This is a genomic window from Nocardia sp. IFM 10818, from assembly GCF_054655275.1.
In genome coordinates, this window is sequence record NZ_BAAHJH010000001.1 from 2,464,687 (window position 1) to 2,481,308 (window position 16,622).

The window sequence follows — 16,622 nt, forward strand, 5'->3', positions numbered from 1 at the left end:
TGCCTTCCTATTGTTTCTTGGCCGCTGCTAGATGGGCCTTTGCGATGGACGCGAAAGAGCCCGGCGCATCGCGCTTCTTGTTCTTGGAATCCGGCAGCGGGAAGGGCTCCGGTGGCTTGGGCTTGTTCTTGGAATTCACGCTCAGGTACAGGTGCTGTAGCGAGCGGAGGGCGTTCACCGTGGCGACGCCGATATACCGGGATTCGTCCCAGCCACGGAAATGAGGACCGCCGCGGAGTTCGGCAGAGTACGCCGATCCGAGGGGTAGATATTTGATGAGATTGATGACCGCTCGCGGAGTCAGGCGGGACTCCGGGACGAACAGGTCCCGGAGATCCACCCGGTAGTAATGGAGCAGGTCGGCTGCGATAGCCCCGCCGTGCTTGTCGATCAGTCCAGCGAGGGCTGCGCTTCCCCCGGCTGGGTCGCCTCCACCCAGCGCTCGAACAGCCGTAGCGTGAGCGCCAGGTCATCGGTCAGTGCGTCGACCAGCACCTTGCCCAGTCGCTTGTCATCTGCGACCAGGGCGAAGATGGCGCGGGCCAGCTCACCGGTGGCCTCCATCGACTCGACCGAACTCTCCTCGGATTCGAGCTTCTCCATCGAAGTCATGTGCTCGAAGGCCGCTTCACGGTCCTTCTTGGGCAGGCGCAGGAGGTTGCGGAGGACAACGGACTTGCCCTCGGCGATCTCCACGATGATGGGAGCGAATTCGCGTTCGATATCGGCACGCAGGGCATCGAGAGAATACGAGTTGGACATTGGTTGGCAGACCTTTCTTGGGTCGGCGGGCTGAAAAGGGAAAGCAAGGGCGCGGCAGGCCCGCCAGGAAAACCGCGCCCTCGCGTCATCACGACAATGAGACGTTCATTGTCAAGTTTCGGGTCAGCCGAAAAGCGTCTGACTGATCCAGTCGAAAAGCCGGTTGGCACCGTGCTTCAGGAACGTCGCCTTGATCGGCAGAGCGGCGAACTCGTCGGAGGGCAGCGCCACAGCGTCATCGCGGCGGATCGACGCCTTCGAGGCGTAGAAGCCGACCTTGGCGTCACCATCCACGATGATGACCAGGAGAGCGCGCTCGGTCGGGGCGGGATTACCGCCGTCGACACCGAAGATGCCCGGCGTGGTCGCGGCGTTCTTGCCGTAGTACAGCTCGAAACCGGTCGCGTCGAACTGGTGCAGCTGAAGGGTCAGATAGTCGGCTGCGGCTTCGGTCGTCACCTCGCGGAGCTGCGCGTTCTGCCAGGTGCCCTTCACCTCGGAATCGCCTCCGTCGAAACCGAACTCGGGCATTTCCTCGCGGCTGGTGTGGCCGATGTTCGACCAGCCATTCGGGGCCTGGGTGATCGTCGCGTCGATGGTGCCGCCGCCGGTCAGGCCGGTGCCGACCACGACGAGTTTGGGAAGCGCCTTGCCCTGGAGGGTGCCGATGAACGACACCTTGATGCCGTCCTTCAGGTCTCCGGTTGCGAAGGCGTTACCGGTGCCGATGCTCGGAAGCGCCTCCAGTGCGGCCTGCACCTGAGCAGCGGTCGCGTTGTACGGCAGCGCCGACGTGGTTTCGCCGCCGGAGGCGATGGTGAACGAGCCGGCAGTCGCCGACCCACTGATCTTGATGGTTTGAGTCTGCGCGCCGAAGGTGACCGGGTTGAGGTTGGTCAGCTCGGTCGGAGTCGGGGCGGCGGTGCCCACCGGGCCGATGAAGACGTAACCACCCGACGCTGTGAATACGGCCTTGTCGTTAATGGCCATGGAGAATCTCCTGAACTAGTTTGGGGGGCGAATGCCGAGCTGAATAAGCCCTTGAATTCGCCAGGAATCTTGGAAAAGGGAGCTGAACTGAGTCGCGCCCATTGTTTCGAAGATGGAATGTAGGTAGCCCGCGTCCGTCATCGTCTGCCGTCGCACCGCGTCGTAGAGGACCTCTAGGGCTTCCTCGTACAGCGCCTCGGTCTCGGCCAGGCCCTCGGTGGTGTATGCCGTCATCTCGATGACCGGGTGTGCCATCTGGGTCGGCTTGGTCGGGTGGCGCTTGCCGCCAACGCGGCGAATGTTGATCATCGGGAACTTGCGGTAGTCGATGTCTTCGACCCAGGTCCCGACCTTCACCCGGCTGCCGAAATGGGCACGCAGGATCGGCAGAACGATGGACTGGACACGGGCGAGCTGGCTCGCCAACGTGTCTCCTATCCGGTGAGGCCAGCGGCCCCGGTGATGATGTAGAGCCCCGGCACGTACTTCGGCTCCTCGGTCTCGTACTTGCCCTTGACCATGTGCCCGAACTCGATCGACATGGCAGCGGGATCTTCGAGGTTCACGAACGAGTCGACATCACCATGGGTGACCGTCACCTTCGCCCGGCCGGAGCGGCGGTGGCCCGCCAGCCGCGATTCGGCGCGAGAGCCGATCTCGTTGGCCTCGGCAGCGGCAGCACCCTTCACTCCGTCGAGATGGGAGATGACCTGATTCATGGCCTTTTCACCGATCAACCGGACGCCCATCAGTACCTCTTGATCGTGTAGTCGACGTGGGCAGTCCGCGGCGAATTGGTGTAGTAGTTCGGATCTCCGAATACAACCCAGCGCTGACCGCGCCATTCGATCTGGGCCTGAGCGCCGAGCAGGTGCGGGAATCCGCGAGCGAAGCGCATCTTGTAAACCTTCTCGCCTTCGAAGCCCTCGTTGTCTTGGTCCTGGCGTCTGGCGCTGGTGCCGGACTGGCCCTGAACCTGTAGCCGGGCCTTGGCCGGGATGCCGACCTTCGACGGCCGGGACCGGATATTGCCGTCCACGTCGGTGATGTACTCCTCGGGGAACACGATCACGTCCTCGGTGGCCCGATCGAGCAGGCTCATCGCGGCTTCTCCAGCGTCGGCACCAACATGAACATGCCCGTGCGGCGGTAGCCGAGTAGCTCCCATTCCTCTGCGAGGATCTCCAGCTTCCCGGACGCGGCGTCCTGGCTGAGCATGTAGGAGTACGAGCCGTCCGATTCCTGGATATAGCCGTCAGGGTTGCGGACCAGCCGCAGTACGGCGTCCGCTTCCACCTGCACGACGTCATCGCGCAGGATCTCGCCCTCGGCAACCTTCTTGTCCAGGTCCCGGATCTTGCGGCGGATGCGCCGCTCGACGTCGGTCAGGCGCGCGAGAATCAACGCCTTCTCCTCGTCGGAGAGGGTGCGGCCCCACCGGACCGCTACGTCAGCAGGTTCGGCGTAGGCCATCGCTCACTCCTCGGTCTTGGCGGGGGTCCGGCGGCGGGCAGCCGGCCGGGTCTCGGGGCTGTGTGTCGCCCACTGACCGGCTGCGATGAGCCGGTCCGCGAGGTCGTCATCGACCTCGGCCAGGGTGTGATTCAGCAGGTTGCGAACCGTTGCCATGGCGTCCTTTCGATCATCGGCGGGGCAGTCTGTAAGCCACCCCGCCGTTCATTGTCAAGTTGAGGTCAGGCGGTAACGACGTTGGTCAGCTTGACGAATGCGTTGACATCGTTGATCAGGACGCCGAACTCCGCTTCGACTCGCACGGCCACCATGTTGTGCTGCCACAGCGATACAAGCTCGGGAGCCTGCGGGGTACCGAAGTCCAGGGTCGCCTGGTCCGAGACGTCGAAGGACAGGCCACCGACCTGGCCCCAGACGATCTGGGAGAAGTCACCCATGTAGCCGATGGTCGTACCGGCCGCGACGTGATCACTGAGCACGGTGGAGCGGCCCAGGATACGACCCTCGCGGAACGGGCCGGTCAGCTGGTCGTAGGTCGACTCCACGAACAGCGGCCGGTGATTGGCATCAACGGCCGAGTTCAGGATCGGTTCGGCCTTGTCGTCAAAGAGGGTGCCGTTCCACTTCTTACCGTCGTTGACCAGTAGCGAAAGACCGCCGTTGAGAGCGTTGTAGGCGTTGGAGCCGTCCGCCGCGCCCTTGCCTGCACCGAGCGGATCAGCGAGGGAGATGGTCTTGGTGGTCTGATCCAGGTTGCCCTTGAACTGGGTCGGGGCATTGGTGCCATGCAGCACCGCGTTGTCGAACGCGAGGGCAATCGCCTCGGCGACCTTGGTCCGCATGGTGCCCAGGTAGTTCTGCGGGTTGGCTCGCACGATTTCCGAGGACGCCGCGAAGATGGTGGCGATCTTGGCAGGCACGACGGTCTGCTTGCCCATGTTGCCCTTGGTGATCGGCTTCTTCTCACCTTCGCCGACCCACGACGCCTTCACGTCACCGGTCCAGTGCGGGATGGCCACGCCGGTCGGACCCATCGGGATCTTGCGGGCGATCCGCTGCACGATCGAGGTCTTCTCGATCTCGGCGAAGTAGTCCTGGGCCTGCACCGGGTCCAGGTAGCCCTGGAACATGGAGTCGCCGGTCTGTGCAATCCGCGGATCATTGGTCTTGGCAATAGCCATTAGGGAATCTCCTTGTAAGAGTGGGGGTTTCAGGCACCGACCGCGCGCCGGACCATCTCCAGCAGCGGGTCACCGTTGAGCGGCAGGACATTGCCGCTGCCCTGGGTCGGATCGGTCGGGCGATCCTTGGTCTCGGTCTTGCCGAATAGGGCCTTGACGGTCTTGGCGTGTGCGGTGATCTCGTCCTCGGTGCTGCCCTGGAGCAGGGAGGCGAACTCGATAGCGGACGGGCCGGGAATATCGGCATTGAGGGCGGCGTGGAGCTTGACCAGCTCCAGCGCCTTGTCCGAGAGCTGCTGCTCCAGAACGGAGTACTTCTCGGCCTCGGCGGCCAGTTTTGCCTCGTACTCGGTGACCGCCTCGGCCTTGGCCGTCGACACCGCATCGTTCTTCTCGTTGCGGTACTTGGCCGCCTCGTTGTTGGCCTTGGTCAGCTTTTCCCGGACCCATTCGGGCAGAGAATCGACGGTCTGCGCCACAGGCTCCTGGCTCGTGGTCGCGGGGGTGGTGTCAGTGCTGGCGGCCTGGGTTTCGGGCATGGGGGATTCGTCTCCTGGACGTGCGTCAGCCCACCTGGGGCTGGGGAAGGGGGGTGACTTACGCGGCGAATGCGAAGTCGGACATGGTGATCTCGCCTCGTTCGAGGCGGCGGCGAAGCGCGTTGATCGCTTCACGATTGAGGTTGTCGGTCCGGGCCTTGCCGGAGTCGATCAACTTGCGGGCTTCCTTAGTGGCGTCGCCCCACAGCTCCAGCGCCGCTTCAGCGGCCTTCTTGCCGGGCCAGTTCGTGCGGCTATAGACCGGGACGACCTTGCAGTCACAGCCGGTGTGCCACTGGGTCATGTAGTCGCTGACGTCCTCGCCAGCGGCGATCATGCGCTTGGCGGACTGGTCATCCAGGTCCAGACCGGCAGTCTCAGCAGCCATGAACACCGGTCCGCGGCTGATCAGCATCAGGCACCAACCGCAGGTCTCCCGGCCGGTCGCTACCCGCGCCCAGCCCTTCACGATCGGGGCCGGATCGGTGGTGACGGCGTGGATGATCTGGCGGCGTCCGCCGTTCTCGACTTCCTTGACAATGCGTCGCAGGACATCGCCCACCGCGTGGTCCGGAGCGTCCTCCTGGGACATCCGGCGACGCGAGGGCTCCATCGCTTCCACGAACCACTCGAAGCGGTACTGCTCCAGCGGCACTTCATGCAGCGGCAAAGCCGGATGATGCTGTGCCCGTTGGGAATCAAAGAACAGGCGCCCCAGCTCCGCGGCCTGCTGCCGCCGAGTGGCGACCTCCGGAAAAATCAGTTCCAGAAGCCGGAGCCACTCAGCGATAGTCAGGGCTGGATTGGTGAAGAACTTCAGCCACTTCTCGATGACTGTGACCGTGCCGGCCGAGATCACCGCCTGCTGATAGGCGTATTCCTCGGGCGTCATGCGGCGGGCTGCTCCTCGGGGAGCGGGGCCTCATCCTCTTCCTGGGGATTGGGCTGGCCCGGCTGCGGCACCGCGTACATCGACGCGAGCTGCCCCATCGGGTTCTCTTCCTCATCCCATTCGCGCATCTTCTCGCGCTGGGTGATGGTGTAGCCCATATCAATTCGCGCCTGCTCCTTGGGGATCACCCCGTTGCCGGAGTTGTAGAGCTTGGCGGCGGCATCGGCCTTCGCGGCGTAGGTCGGAGTCGACGGATCACGCCACACCGACTCCATGCGGTAGTACTCCGGCGGGATATCTGAGCCGGGGTTCATCACCTTGTAGGCGACCCGCATGGCCTGCTCCCACGCACCGCCGAAGATCTTGGCCTTGCGTTCGGCGTTCTTCACCAACCGCGCCTCCGACGCCTTGATGGCTTCGGCGGAGGCCGGGTTGTCCGACGAACTGGACAGGTACTGCGGCGGCAGGCCGGTGTAGGCGGCTGCCTGTTTGGCGAGTTCCTGCAAGCCCTCGGTGAAGTTCCGGAGTTCAGCGGCTGCGAACTGCTGTGCCTTGGCCTCGTGGTCCTCGAAGGCGATGATCCGGGCGAGGTACGCCTCCATCACCGCATTCGGGTTCGACCCATCGACACCGAGGTCTTCGGCCTTCACACCGAACAGCAGGCGTTGCGGTACCGCCATCAACTCCGCGGTGGCTTGCAGGTTCATCATCAGCCGGGCAGCGGCATCGGTCACCGAGCGCAGCTCCGGAGTGATCTCCGAAGTGCCGTAGAGATCCGACAGCCGGTTGCGGTTGGTCAGCGGGATGACCGGCACCAGCTCCATGCCGTGGTTGATGGTGGACAGCACCTTCCACTGCCCGGACTCCTTGACCCACGCCACCGTCCGATCCGGAAGGTAGAGCGTGGAGGCGATCAGCTCGTTGCCCTCGGCGTCATAGGTTGCACGAATTGCCTTGGACACCTGGCGAGTTCGCGGGTCGATCACCGCGTGCAGCGCTGTGGGCGGCTCCACTCGGATGATCGGGACCGTAGGGTCGACGCCCGGATCGTTCTCGTCCGGCGCGGCCACGGTGATGTAGGCCCGGCCGTGCACCAGAGCATCGGTATGGCCCAGGGTGGCTTCGACGTCCAGGAAGTTGGCCTGCCACCAATCCCACATCGTCTCGTCTGCCTCGTCGGCCCCGGCGAGCTGGAAACCCTCCAGCTCCAGCCGGTCAGCGAGCGCGTTCACGTACAGGCGGGGATAGCCGACGTTCGCGAGGAGATCTCGCATGGTCGGGGGAGTGGCAATGCCGATCGCCGTGGGGCGGCGTTCGGACTCGTAATACGCCTTGTTCTCTTTCAGGGGAGACTGCTGCTCATCGAAGAGATTCAGCATTTCGTCCCGTGTCTTGTCGACATCAACGGCGGTAGCCATTACTTGAACACCACCGCCTTTCGGGACCGGTTGCGCTTGGACATGAGGAACTCCTGCCTCGCTCCAAAAGCGAGGACGGCACAGACAGCGGCGTCGATCTTTCGGCTACTGTCCTTACTGGCTTTACGGATGGCGATAGCGTCGTAATTTGTCGGGTGACGCTTCGCGTTGAGAATCTGCTGACGCAGAACCGGGTTGCCGTCGTGCGACATCTCCTGTTCGAGCACCGCATCTAGGAACCGTTCAGTGTCAAAGGCGAATTTCTTCGCCTGGCCACGCATATCGAAGGCAATCGGATTGCCCGGCGTCGCATTCACCTGCATTCGCTTGCGGTAGGTCCGCGACCAGGAATCGACGTACGCCTCGAATTCCTTCACGTCCGCGCGCATCGACACGACGTCGTAGCGTTCGAACGCGGAATGGACAGCGGCGTCCACGTCTTCGCGAGGGACTTCGCCGCCATGCTTTTCGGGGTCCCAGTGCCCCAGAAGGAACAGGCAGCCGTCACTGACACGGCACGCCACGAGGGCGGTGTGGTCATTCGACTTCGAGCCGTCGAACCCGAGCGTGATTCGCTCGCCGGGCTCCAACTTGGTGGACTGGAAGATCGCATCCCATTCGTACGGGGCGATCCAGCTGTCCTCGGCGGCGTTGACCTGGTTCAAGAACTTGCGGCGGCTCTCGGTGACCGGACGTCGGACGTCGAGCATCGAGGCGATGATCGTGTCCAGGTCCAGCCACTCGGCGTCACCGCGGGCGATCATCAGGCCAGCGCGCAGCAACTGCACGCCGCGCTCGAACCCTTCGGGGTCTTCCTTCGGGCTCGGGATCTCCGAGAGCGGAGTGCCGGCCGGGGCCTCCAGCGAGTCGTACAGGAACCCGGTATCTACGGCCTTACCTGCGAGGACATCGTTGAAAGCGTCGTAGTCGCGCTCTGCGTCGGAGTCCTGACCGGGCACGTGGGCGTTGCAGATCGACAGCGACCGGCACGCGCCGTAGGCGGACTTGTCGACGTTGCCCGCGATCACCTCGGACATCGCGTGCCCGTCGTTGGTCTCGACCCACCACTGCGTCTCGTTCTTGATGACGAACGTGGGCCGCTTACCCTCCAGCGCCAGCGGCGAGGACGTGACGCCCTCGATCATTCCCCCGGCCTTGGAGTAGATAATCGTCTTGTTCAGATCCAGCCCATAGGTCTCCTTCATCTTTTCGGAGACCAGAGCGGGGAAAAGCGTGAAGGTGTTTCGGGTCTGATCCTGGGAAACAGCGGCGATCTGAATCCACGCGGAAGGCCGCGGCTTGCCTACAGGCTGCCCGGTAACAGAATCGAAGTGCGAGAACGCTACCGGCCCACATAATTCTGCGAGCGCCATCGCGCCCGCCAGTGGGTCCTTACCCCAGCCCTTCAGGCGCCTGAGTAATCCACTGCGATAAATGAATTTCCCGGTCTCATCGACCGCGTACCACCAGACCAGGAAACGAGCCTGCTCCAGCGTCGGCAGGAAGGGACCACCGGCCTGGGGGCCACCCGGCTGCCTCGCATATTCGGCCAGCCAGTTAATGACCCCCCAACCGAGGGAATAATCAGGGAGGTAGAAACCTCCCTGCTCATATCGACGCCATGTAGGGCCGACAATGTGCGGAGGGGCGGGGAGTAGCTCCTTATCCGCGCTCACTCCCTCACCTCCTCCAAGATCTAGTTGTTGACGTCGTAGGCGTGCGCGCCGGTCAGATAGCCGCGCACGTTGTCGACCGCCCGACGCGGATCTGTCCACAGCGGGAAGTCACAGACGGCATCTCGCGGGTTGCATTCCGAGCGCACAGGCACGGTGAAACCGGCCCGAGGGCCGGTGAAAGTCATTCCGGCAAGGGACAATCCGCGGAAGGCGTGCTCAATGCCGCCGGGGCGTTTGGGGTCCGCATAGAGGACGCCCGCCAGCCGATCCCGGTAGGGGCCGTTCTGGAGAACCTCGATCGCGTCGCCAGCTGCCCGCGCACCCTGGGAGTAGCCCTTCACCACGATGTGGCCGCCGCACGCGGCGGCATACTTCTCAACAGCGCGGACCATGTTGTCCCGGCCCTCACGAACCGAGTCGTCATAGGTGACCGGCCGAAGCGGCCAGATCGACGCCGAGTAGCGCACCTTGCGGATGCCGAGTCCATAGACGTTGGCATCGGGGTCGTCGTGACCGCCGATGCCGAACACCGCCACCGGCTCGCAACCGGGAGCGTCAGCGACGGCCGCCGGTGCGTTCATTGTCAAGTACGAGGCGAGCAAAAAGCCGATGACCGCCAGTGCGGCCCGGACTCTCACTTGTGGCCCGCTTTCGGGTCGTACATGCCCTCGATGCCGAGCTTCTCGCCGATCGCGGCAATCGCATCGTCCAGGGTGCGGCCCTTGCCGAAGAACCGGTGACCGGGATACGACAAGCCGACGTCGCCGGGAACGTTGTCCCGCGCGCCGACCAGCTGCCAGCGGATGTCCTTGACGTCCGAGCCGATCGGGCCGACGTAGGTCTTGAGACAGTCGAAAATGACCGCCTTGAGCTGGGATTCGTTCATATCGAGGATGTCTCCTTGGGGAATGCCGCCCGCCAGGCGGTGCTGAATCTGTCGCCGGAACTCGTGCATGTCCCAGTTGCCGGGGTCCCATTTGCCCTGGCTCGCGCCTGCCCACTCCTTGTGGGCGATGTTGCGGTCAGCGCCGTAGCCGAGCCTGCGGCTCAAGGCTGCGCCGATCTTTACCGCTGCGTCCCAACACTTTTGGGGCCACGGGTCGATACCGTTGCCTGCCATCTCGATGCCGATCAGGCGATGATTGGCATTGTTGGTTGGTAGGCCCGGCCACGAGCCAGCGCCAGCGTGCCAAGCGACACCCGCGGCCACGATGGTTGCCACGCCGTCGCGCGATAGGTGGATGTTGGCGATCGGACCGTCCAGGCCCGGCACGCCGTTCCGAATCACATGCGCGCCTTGGTCGTTCACGCCCATGTGGTGCCACAGGACGCCCCATACATCGCCGAAGTCGCCGTGGCCGATCTGCTGCCACGGGGTGCCGTCAGGGTCGCGCCACTCGCGGACCTCCACGCCCTCGGCGCGGATCACGTCGGCTAGCCAGCTCGGGTCACCGTTCCAGGGCATGGAGAAGCTCCGTTCATTGTCAATTAATTGGGTAAGAGAAGGCCGCCTACGTCACGGTTGAGCCGCCGACCTCGGCGAATCCGTCAGGCTTCTGGTCAATCAACGTCCGGCCGACCTTGTGCCGCCAGAGATACTGGGGGTTGCCGACGACGACTGACTTCTCCAGGTGAACCGGACGGCCGTAGGGCTCCGCGCCAAGCCCGTCGTCGGTCGTGCCACCGAACTTGAACAGCCACTTGTCCACCGGGATCAGCGGCGGGAGCGTTTCGGGAAACGCATCGCCGACGAAGTAGAGGTCACAGGAGTCGTTTTCAGGTCGGGACTCGACGTGAACCAGCTCGCTACCGGACGGCACGTACACCGCCTCCCATTTACCGGACTTCTTCAGGACAGTGACAAATGACGTACGAATGTCTGATGCTTCTTTCGCTAGAGGTCCCGGATGCTGAAGTCGTCCAGATCCGCGGACCAGTTCTGAGTCCCGAAAAAGTTCTTGTCGGACTGGACAAGGAGCCCGCCGTAGCGAAACTCTTGGCCGGTCGGGATCGTGTTTCCCGAATCGGTCCACGTCGAGACAACCTGGTTGGTGGTGTCCGGGTTGCGGATGAGGGTGTAGACGTTGCCGACCACGCGGAACTCGGCGATGTCGCCAGCCGAAAACGAGCTGGTGGAGTCAGACCTCTGCCGCGTGGACTTCCCGCCGGTCATCGACCAGATGCCGGTGTAGCCCGATCCTGTCGAGAGCAGGGCGTAGACCATGCTCGCGTTGGTGGACGGCATCCTGAGCGCCAGCCCACAGGACAGGCCGTTGAGCCCTGTCGCGACTCGGGCGCGGACTGCGAACGAATCAGACGTCACAGGCCGCGTGTAGAAGGCCCCCTGGATGTTGTTCGTGTTGGTCGAGCTGGTGGTGCCCGCGCGCATCCTGTTCGCCACGATGCCGGGCACGATCGACGCCTCGCCGAACGGGACGGTACGCCAATCCGAACCAAGCGATGCACGGTCGAAACTGTCCGAGAAGAACGCCTTTGACGAGTAGACCTTTCTCCAGGCCGAGCCGTTCCAGATCCAGGCTTCCTTCATCTTCCGTGCGCCGACGTTGAGCGTCTTCAGCTTCTGGCTGCCGACGTACAGGGACAAGAGCTACTCCGGGATGCAGTAGAGGACGCCCGCGACGGGCGACGCAGGCAAGGACGCGACAACCTGAATGGCGTCACCGCGGAGCGCGGTGGTCGACGTCGTGCCGATGGTCAGATTCGATGTGCCCTTCGCGTCCAGCGCGGCCTGGAGACCGGTCACGTTCGCGATGGTGTGCGCGTGGGTGGCATCGGCCTTCTTTCCGATCTGGGTGGCCACAGTGGTGGCGAAGTTCGGATCGTTGCCCAGCGCGGAAGCCAGCTCGTTGAGCGTGTCCAGCGTCGTCGGGGCCTGGCCGACCAGGGCGGCCGTGCCGACCTTGACTCGGGCATCGACCTGGGTCTGATCCAGCTTGGTGTCCAGTGCCGACTGGAGTCCGGTCACATCGGACATCGCGTGGGTGTGGACCTTCGCGGCCTTGCCCGCGAGACCGGGAACCGTGGGGGAGTCGTAACTCCCACCCAGATCGCCGGTGAGTTTGATGGCGCCAACCACGGTTGCTGATGCGGAGGGCATACCCTGCGATACCGCTGCGGCGGCATCCTTGGCGGACTGTGCAGCAGCAGCTGCTGATCCGGCAGCGGCGGTCTTGGACTGACCTGCCGCCGTCGCCGAGCTGGCGGCGTCAATGGCGGACTGTGCCGAACTAGCGGCCGAGAGTGCCGCATTGCCGAGCGAGGGGATCGTCACCGTGTTCTTGGTACCGTCCGTGGCGGTGAACTCCAGGGCATCGCCCTTCAGTCCGACGTCCGAGTACGCCCGGCCGGCCGGACCAGCCGGGCCTCGCGGACCTGCGGGACCTTGTGGTCCCTTGACCGAGAGCACCTTGTCAACGAACTTCGGAGACGTCCCGACAATGGCGCCTGTGGGCGAGCCCACATACGAGACGGACACCTGGCCGTTGGTGGGGAATCCGCGGAGGCGCATCAGCTGATCACCCGCACGGTGCCGATAGCCACTGGGTCACCGCCACCGCTCGCCTGTTCGGCGGCGGGCATGAAGACCAGCTGCCACTTGGTTCGCGTCGGGACCTTGTTCACTTCCGGGTGCTCGACCTTCAGGTCCGCCCGAGAGCCCGTGATGACGAACTCCCACGTGGTGAGCGGACTGGTGTCGAACTCGAAGAACAGTCGGCCGGGAGGGAAGGGAATCGCCTGGCCGCGCTCGTCCAGGTTCTCGAAAGACCATTTGAAGTCGCGACCCTTGTAGAGGACCAGCGTGTCACTGGGTAGCTCGTCGCCGATCACAGCCATGCGGGAGCGACTCCTTTCACAAGTAGATGGGAACAGCCCGGAGGGGGAGCAGGTAGCGGGCTCAACCCCTCCGGACTGGGCTCTGTCACTCAGCCAGCTTTTGGCGGAACAGGTCCGCGATGTCGATGACCGCACCGTCAGATTGGTTGCGCTCGATTTCGAGCCGGACGCGACGGCGTGAGCCCTCGGTAACCAGCAGGTCGGTCAACGCCTGATTGACTGCCGCCAGGAGTTGAGCTGACGGCCTGCCGGACTTCAAGAGCTGGTTCGCGAAATGGAGAGTGAATCTCGCGAACTGCCAGTCGCTCGGTTCGTAGTACTTCGACTGAGCTGACGAGGACAGAGATCTGAACAGGTCAACGATCAGCGGATGAGGATCGTCAAACCCGAGTTCGGGGATCTTCACGGTGCCGAGCGCCGAAACGGATTCGACAGGCACCTCATCTTTGTTGCGGCGGACCCGCTGGTCCGACCGTTTGGGAACAGGGCCACGAGAGCCCAACAGAACCACCTCCTGGGTGAGGACGGGCTCCTGGCCCGTCAGAGAGCCCCAGGGTGACGTTCTGCAACTCGTCTCCTCCGGGTCCGAAGTTCCGCCTTCCGGGCGTGACCTTCGGCAGAGGACTTTCGAGCGTGACAATGCGCGCAGACAGCGCGCAGATTCCGCAGGGAATGGTCATCTCCGCGGTTGATGTGATCGACCTCGGTGGCTGCCTTCCAGCAGTCGGCCGAGCGGATCTGACAGACCCCCTTATCTCTCCGGAGCACCTGGCTCCGTCGAGACTCCCAATCAGAAGGGAGTCGGGAGGATCTATCCGAAGAGGTCCATCCAGACAATGGACCTCCTATGGGAACTGGGTTACCGGCCCGGCCTTTGAGGGCCGGTCCTGGGGGCAGGCAGCCCTTCGAGGGGCTGCCCTTCGGGGAAGACCCGCCAGGGTCGTTCGGTCGCTTTCGCTCCCTCACTTATATATACGAGTCCCACACCCCCCGATTCCGTCCCGGTGGGCGCTAAGTGTGATCGGACTTACACCTTTCTGCCCTGCTTATCGGGACGCCATCTAGCTCACTCAAATTTCTCGCCCCAAGCATCGTCGATCCAATCGCCATAGCCGCAGTTCCTTGAAGAGGTTTCCCCAACCTTCACCCAGTTGCCGTAATCCTCATATGGCCTATCGCTTTGGTCATAGCATCGGATTACCACCCGAACCCATCCCGATCCTTGGGTGCAAAATGCTCCTCCTCCATCCGGATTATAGTATTCAAAAGATCTACAGCCCTCGGGTATTGCTTCCGCGGTAGCGGGCAGCCCGAATGCTAGGAAGCTGAGTGAGGACGCGGCAATTAGAGTGATAGTTCTAATCTTCATGGTAGGGATCGTATCGCCATGCCGGCTAACGGGAGCGACCTTTCGACCGTGGCCGAAATGAAAAGGCTCCTGCCTCGATGGTGAGGGCTTTTCCTATTTCATGGCCTCTAAACCCGTACATAACCGGGCGGGCGCATTACGTGCCGATCTAGCGCGTACGGGCGGGGGTGCGCCCCCCTGGGTACCCGCCGGTAGGTTACTGGCCGGTAACCGCGCTGACCAGGCGATTTGGATCGGCGGGCCCAGGGGTCTACAGTCGCGCGCCCTCGCGCACACGCGCGTTCCTTTCCTGCCTCTGCCTGCCCCTGCGCACCTGCCCCCGTGCCTGCCCCTGCCTGCCTGCCTGCCCCTCTCCCTCTCCCTGCCCCTGCCCCTGCCCCTGCCCCTGCCCCTGCCCCTCTCCCTGCCCCTGCCCCTGCCCCCCTCTCTGCTGCCCCTGTCCCTCACCCGTGCGCACCCTGCCCCCGTACACCCCCGCTGTGCGCACCCCTGCCATGCGTCCCTGTTGTGCAGTAGCCACCGCGACCGGGCGGTATGTCATTCGACTTGACAATGAACGGCGGGGCGATTACCTTATGAGTCGTACCGAGAACGAACGGAGGTGAACGGAGTGGGAATCGCAATCGCTGCCGCTATCGCAGCGGCGCTAGGTTTGATCGGTCCGAATGCGGATGCGGCGCTACCTGGCGACGACAACGGCGACGGAATCATCATGGAAGATGAGTCCGGCTGGAATTGCGCCACCATGGGCAATCTGATCTGTGGGCCGATTGAGCCTCGCTAGAGCTTGACAATGATCGGCTCTCATGATTGGGTGAGAGCCGTTCAGCCGGAATCTCCGGCGCGATCCTTGATTAACTCAATAGTGTGAATCTCCGGATGACGTGAGAGCCTTTGATCGGCGAACAATTGTCAAATGGTGCTTGGGAACCCTAAAGCGTGAAGGGTTTGAGAGCTAGGCAGCAACACTACACACCAAGGATTGACAATGAACGGCGAATTTGATAGGCTCCGATCGGAATTCGAAATAAAGGCTCCGGCCTTTACCTAGATTCACACCAGCTTGACAATGAACGGTCCGGCTGATAGAGTTGGAATCACCAACGGGGCGAGAAACTTCAGGCCGCAAGCCTGAAGGGATCGTCTCCACGTGAACTTTGAGAACTGAACATAGAGCGCGAACCCACTGGTTCCCAGAAGAGCGATGGTCATGCCAAGGCCATGAGCGATGAGGCTGGGAGCAAGGTCACCTGAGACGTGACCAGGAACGCCGGTACCCGCAGAAACGGGCCTGGTAGGTAAGGGGAGTGAAAGCGATGCGAGTCGCTTGCCTTCGGCAGGGGATGCCCCTGCCTTTGGTTGGCAACTTGACAATGAATGGAGTAATCATGCCCAACTATGTCGAATGCAAGGGATGCGGCGAAGCCATGGAGTACTGGGGCCTGCATGTCCCCATGGAGAAGGGCTTTCTTCCGAAGGATCGGTACGACTGCTCTGACTGCCGAGTCTCCCAGTTCTACGCACCGTACCGAGTGATCATGCGCAAAGACTCCGACCTGGCCATGGTCTAGCCACCAGGTTTGGGCAGGGCCGCGCCCTGTCCATTCCTGATGACTTGACAATGAAAGGCAATAGATATGACTGCGGTTCTTCCTGCCCTTGACGTTGACCAGATCAACGAGGCGCGGCAGTGGATCTATGACCACACCGACCACGTGGCCTACGACTGGAAAGACTCCGATGTCGCTGGCTACGTGGCGAAGCACTATGACGGCGGCACCGAAGGGTTCGCCAACTCTGTCCGTGGCCAGATGGCGTTTGTGTATGGCAAGGATTGGCGCAAGCGCTGTGACCACTTCGCCGAGTTCTATGTGAAGGGCTACCGGTCCGACTACAAAGACTTGCTGATCGTGAACTGGACCGAGGCGAATGATTCCTACGGCCAGGATGACGCGATCGGCAATGCGAACTACCGGGTTCTGCGTGAGCAGTGGGGCGATGCTCCCGGCCTGAGCGATGGCCCGTACTCCAATTGCGACTTCATTGCCCTTGACCTCGATTCCGAGGCACCGGAAGGCATGACCGACACCCTCGATGCCCTGGAGAACTATCCGGTCCTCGACGACGACGAATACGGCAAGGTCGAACAGGAAGCCATCCAAGAGCATTGGGACTCGTATGGCCGCGACGACATGCACCGTGCCGTGCGGAAAGCCATCGGTGCGGATGAATTGACCGAGGCTGCTGAGCAGATCATCGAGTCGCTGGTGTGGGAAGGCTTGCTCGACTACGGGCACGGCGGCGGATACCCGACTATGTACGACTGGTCTGCCACCAACTTCGGTGAAGACGTCATCCCTGAATGGATCGCCGCACGCATCGGAACCGTCGTCACCGTCCGCAACGGCTGGTGGCAAGAGGCAACGTTCGACCTTCGCAAGCGCAATCTCATCGCCGACTAGGAGAC

General features: G+C 63.0%; 24 protein-coding genes. 3 read left to right on the forward strand and 21 right to left on the reverse strand.

Going from position 1 to position 16,622, the window contains the following annotated elements; all coding sequences use genetic code 11:
- Nucleotides 1-7 precede the first annotated feature (7 nt).
- From ACYQ5L_RS11105 to ACYQ5L_RS11205, 21 genes are all read right to left on the reverse strand, one after another.
- The gene (locus ACYQ5L_RS11105; protein WP_459957280.1) at nt 8-340 is read right to left on the reverse strand and encodes a D site-binding protein; all 333 of its coding nucleotides are present in this window, start codon (nt 338-340) and stop codon (nt 8-10) included.
- A 50-nt stretch (nt 341-390) separates the two neighbouring features.
- Nucleotides 391-762, reverse strand: a complete 372-nt coding sequence (locus tag ACYQ5L_RS11110; protein ID WP_459957281.1) for a phage tail assembly protein — start codon at nt 760-762, stop codon at nt 391-393.
- 123 nt (nt 763-885) lie between these two features.
- Complete coding sequence (locus tag ACYQ5L_RS11115; RefSeq protein WP_459957282.1) at nt 886-1,752, reverse strand: phage tail tube protein; 867 nt, start codon at nt 1,750-1,752, stop codon at nt 886-888.
- Between the two features lie 15 nt (nt 1,753-1,767).
- The gene (locus tag ACYQ5L_RS11120; protein ID WP_459957283.1) at nt 1,768-2,178 is read right to left on the reverse strand and encodes a hypothetical protein; all 411 of its coding nucleotides are present in this window, start codon (nt 2,176-2,178) and stop codon (nt 1,768-1,770) included.
- Between the two features lie 8 nt (nt 2,179-2,186).
- Nucleotides 2,187-2,501, reverse strand: a complete 315-nt coding sequence (locus tag ACYQ5L_RS11125) for a DUF5403 family protein (RefSeq protein ID WP_459957284.1) — start codon at nt 2,499-2,501, stop codon at nt 2,187-2,189.
- Complete coding sequence (locus ACYQ5L_RS11130) at nt 2,501-2,854, reverse strand: hypothetical protein (protein WP_459957285.1); 354 nt, start codon at nt 2,852-2,854, stop codon at nt 2,501-2,503. Before ACYQ5L_RS11130 ends, ACYQ5L_RS11125 begins: the two co-directional genes overlap by 1 nt.
- Entirely contained in the window at nt 2,851-3,225 is a 375-nt protein-coding gene (locus tag ACYQ5L_RS11135) for a Gp19/Gp15/Gp42 family protein (RefSeq protein ID WP_459957286.1), read from the reverse strand. Before ACYQ5L_RS11135 ends, ACYQ5L_RS11130 begins: the two co-directional genes overlap by 4 nt.
- Nucleotides 3,226-3,228: 3 nt before the next feature.
- A complete protein-coding gene (locus ACYQ5L_RS11140) occupies nt 3,229-3,381 on the reverse strand; it encodes a DUF7302 family protein (RefSeq protein WP_459957287.1) in 153 nt (50 codons plus the stop codon).
- A 65-nt stretch (nt 3,382-3,446) separates the two neighbouring features.
- Nucleotides 3,447-4,406: a phage major capsid protein gene (locus tag ACYQ5L_RS11145; RefSeq protein ID WP_459957288.1), complete on the reverse strand. Its 960-nt coding sequence runs from the start codon at nt 4,404-4,406 to the stop codon at nt 3,447-3,449.
- 29 nt (nt 4,407-4,435) lie between these two features.
- Nucleotides 4,436-4,945, reverse strand: coding sequence for a hypothetical protein (locus ACYQ5L_RS11150; protein WP_459957289.1), 510 nt, complete (start codon nt 4,943-4,945; stop codon nt 4,436-4,438).
- Nucleotides 4,946-5,003: 58 nt separating this feature from the next.
- A complete protein-coding gene (locus ACYQ5L_RS11155) occupies nt 5,004-5,837 on the reverse strand; it encodes a VG15 protein (RefSeq protein WP_459957290.1) in 834 nt (277 codons plus the stop codon).
- Nucleotides 5,834-7,255, reverse strand: a complete 1,422-nt coding sequence (locus ACYQ5L_RS11160; protein WP_459957291.1) for a phage portal protein — start codon at nt 7,253-7,255, stop codon at nt 5,834-5,836. The genes ACYQ5L_RS11155 and ACYQ5L_RS11160 overlap by 4 nt, the downstream gene beginning before the upstream one ends.
- Nucleotides 7,255-8,931, reverse strand: a complete 1,677-nt coding sequence (locus ACYQ5L_RS11165) for a hypothetical protein (protein ID WP_459957292.1) — start codon at nt 8,929-8,931, stop codon at nt 7,255-7,257. The genes ACYQ5L_RS11160 and ACYQ5L_RS11165 overlap by 1 nt, the downstream gene beginning before the upstream one ends.
- Nucleotides 8,932-8,951: 20 nt before the next feature.
- Nucleotides 8,952-9,512 carry a cutinase family protein gene (locus tag ACYQ5L_RS11170; RefSeq protein ID WP_459957293.1) on the reverse strand — a complete coding sequence of 187 codons (561 nt, stop codon included), beginning with the start codon at nt 9,510-9,512 and terminating at the stop codon, nt 8,952-8,954.
- A 53-nt stretch (nt 9,513-9,565) separates the two neighbouring features.
- Nucleotides 9,566-10,396 carry an N-acetylmuramoyl-L-alanine amidase gene (locus ACYQ5L_RS11175; RefSeq protein WP_459957294.1) on the reverse strand — a complete coding sequence of 277 codons (831 nt, stop codon included), beginning with the start codon at nt 10,394-10,396 and terminating at the stop codon, nt 9,566-9,568.
- 46 nt (nt 10,397-10,442) lie between these two features.
- Nucleotides 10,443-10,757, reverse strand: a complete 315-nt coding sequence (locus ACYQ5L_RS11180; RefSeq protein WP_459957295.1) for a hypothetical protein — start codon at nt 10,755-10,757, stop codon at nt 10,443-10,445.
- Between the two features lie 68 nt (nt 10,758-10,825).
- Nucleotides 10,826-11,536: a hypothetical protein gene (locus ACYQ5L_RS11185; protein WP_459957296.1), complete on the reverse strand. Its 711-nt coding sequence runs from the start codon at nt 11,534-11,536 to the stop codon at nt 10,826-10,828.
- A 3-nt stretch (nt 11,537-11,539) separates the two neighbouring features.
- A complete protein-coding gene (locus ACYQ5L_RS11190) occupies nt 11,540-12,460 on the reverse strand; it encodes a phage tail fiber repeat family protein (protein WP_459957297.1) in 921 nt (306 codons plus the stop codon).
- Nucleotides 12,460-12,786, reverse strand: a complete 327-nt coding sequence (locus ACYQ5L_RS11195) for an LtfC-like domain-containing protein (protein WP_459957298.1) — start codon at nt 12,784-12,786, stop codon at nt 12,460-12,462. Before ACYQ5L_RS11195 ends, ACYQ5L_RS11190 begins: the two co-directional genes overlap by 1 nt.
- A gap of 85 nt (nt 12,787-12,871) precedes the next feature.
- Complete coding sequence (locus tag ACYQ5L_RS11200) at nt 12,872-13,297, reverse strand: phage terminase small subunit (protein WP_459957299.1); 426 nt, start codon at nt 13,295-13,297, stop codon at nt 12,872-12,874.
- Between the two features lie 29 nt (nt 13,298-13,326).
- Nucleotides 13,327-13,752: an HNH endonuclease gene (locus tag ACYQ5L_RS11205; RefSeq protein WP_459957300.1), complete on the reverse strand. Its 426-nt coding sequence runs from the start codon at nt 13,750-13,752 to the stop codon at nt 13,327-13,329.
- A gap of 1,013 nt (nt 13,753-14,765) precedes the next feature.
- Here ACYQ5L_RS11205 and ACYQ5L_RS11210 point away from each other — a divergent pair.
- The 3 genes from ACYQ5L_RS11210 to ACYQ5L_RS11220 all read left to right on the forward strand — a co-directional run bounded on the left by ACYQ5L_RS11210 (nt 14,766) and on the right by ACYQ5L_RS11220 (nt 16,617).
- A complete protein-coding gene (locus ACYQ5L_RS11210; protein ID WP_459957301.1) occupies nt 14,766-14,939 on the forward strand; it encodes a hypothetical protein in 174 nt (57 codons plus the stop codon).
- Between the two features lie 604 nt (nt 14,940-15,543).
- Nucleotides 15,544-15,726: a hypothetical protein gene (locus tag ACYQ5L_RS11215; RefSeq protein ID WP_459957302.1), complete on the forward strand. Its 183-nt coding sequence runs from the start codon at nt 15,544-15,546 to the stop codon at nt 15,724-15,726.
- A 66-nt stretch (nt 15,727-15,792) separates the two neighbouring features.
- Nucleotides 15,793-16,617: a hypothetical protein gene (locus tag ACYQ5L_RS11220; protein ID WP_459957303.1), complete on the forward strand. Its 825-nt coding sequence runs from the start codon at nt 15,793-15,795 to the stop codon at nt 16,615-16,617.
- Nucleotides 16,618-16,622 lie beyond the last annotated feature (5 nt).

Bases quoted from the DNA above. Each gene is read 5' to 3' on its own strand.
- ACYQ5L_RS11175 (WP_459957294.1), bottom strand. From the start codon at position 10,396: ATGCCCTGGAACGGTGACCCGAGCTGGCTAGCCGACGTGATCCGCGCC.
- ACYQ5L_RS11135 (WP_459957286.1), bottom strand. From the start codon at position 3,225: ATGGCCTACGCCGAACCTGCTGACGTAGCGGTCCGGTGGGGCCGCACC.
- ACYQ5L_RS11220 (WP_459957303.1), top strand. From the start codon at position 15,793: ATGACTGCGGTTCTTCCTGCCCTTGACGTTGACCAGATCAACGAGGCG.
- ACYQ5L_RS11110 (WP_459957281.1), bottom strand. From the start codon at position 762: ATGTCCAACTCGTATTCTCTCGATGCCCTGCGTGCCGATATCGAACGC.
- ACYQ5L_RS11160 (WP_459957291.1), bottom strand. From the start codon at position 7,255: ATGGCTACCGCCGTTGATGTCGACAAGACACGGGACGAAATGCTGAAT.
- ACYQ5L_RS11170 (WP_459957293.1), bottom strand. From the start codon at position 9,512: ATGAACGCACCGGCGGCCGTCGCTGACGCTCCCGGTTGCGAGCCGGTG.
- ACYQ5L_RS11115 (WP_459957282.1), bottom strand. From the start codon at position 1,752: ATGGCCATTAACGACAAGGCCGTATTCACAGCGTCGGGTGGTTACGTC.
- ACYQ5L_RS11130 (WP_459957285.1), bottom strand. From the start codon at position 2,854: ATGAGCCTGCTCGATCGGGCCACCGAGGACGTGATCGTGTTCCCCGAG.
- ACYQ5L_RS11150 (WP_459957289.1), bottom strand. From the start codon at position 4,945: ATGCCCGAAACCCAGGCCGCCAGCACTGACACCACCCCCGCGACCACG.
- ACYQ5L_RS11155 (WP_459957290.1), bottom strand. From the start codon at position 5,837: ATGACGCCCGAGGAATACGCCTATCAGCAGGCGGTGATCTCGGCCGGC.
- ACYQ5L_RS11195 (WP_459957298.1), bottom strand. From the start codon at position 12,786: ATGGCTGTGATCGGCGACGAGCTACCCAGTGACACGCTGGTCCTCTAC.
- ACYQ5L_RS11145 (WP_459957288.1), bottom strand. From the start codon at position 4,406: ATGGCTATTGCCAAGACCAATGATCCGCGGATTGCACAGACCGGCGAC.
- ACYQ5L_RS11125 (WP_459957284.1), bottom strand. From the start codon at position 2,501: ATGGGCGTCCGGTTGATCGGTGAAAAGGCCATGAATCAGGTCATCTCC.
- ACYQ5L_RS11140 (WP_459957287.1), bottom strand. From the start codon at position 3,381: ATGGCAACGGTTCGCAACCTGCTGAATCACACCCTGGCCGAGGTCGAT.
- ACYQ5L_RS11190 (WP_459957297.1), bottom strand. From the start codon at position 12,460: ATGCGCCTCCGCGGATTCCCCACCAACGGCCAGGTGTCCGTCTCGTAT.
- ACYQ5L_RS11215 (WP_459957302.1), top strand. From the start codon at position 15,544: ATGCCCAACTATGTCGAATGCAAGGGATGCGGCGAAGCCATGGAGTAC.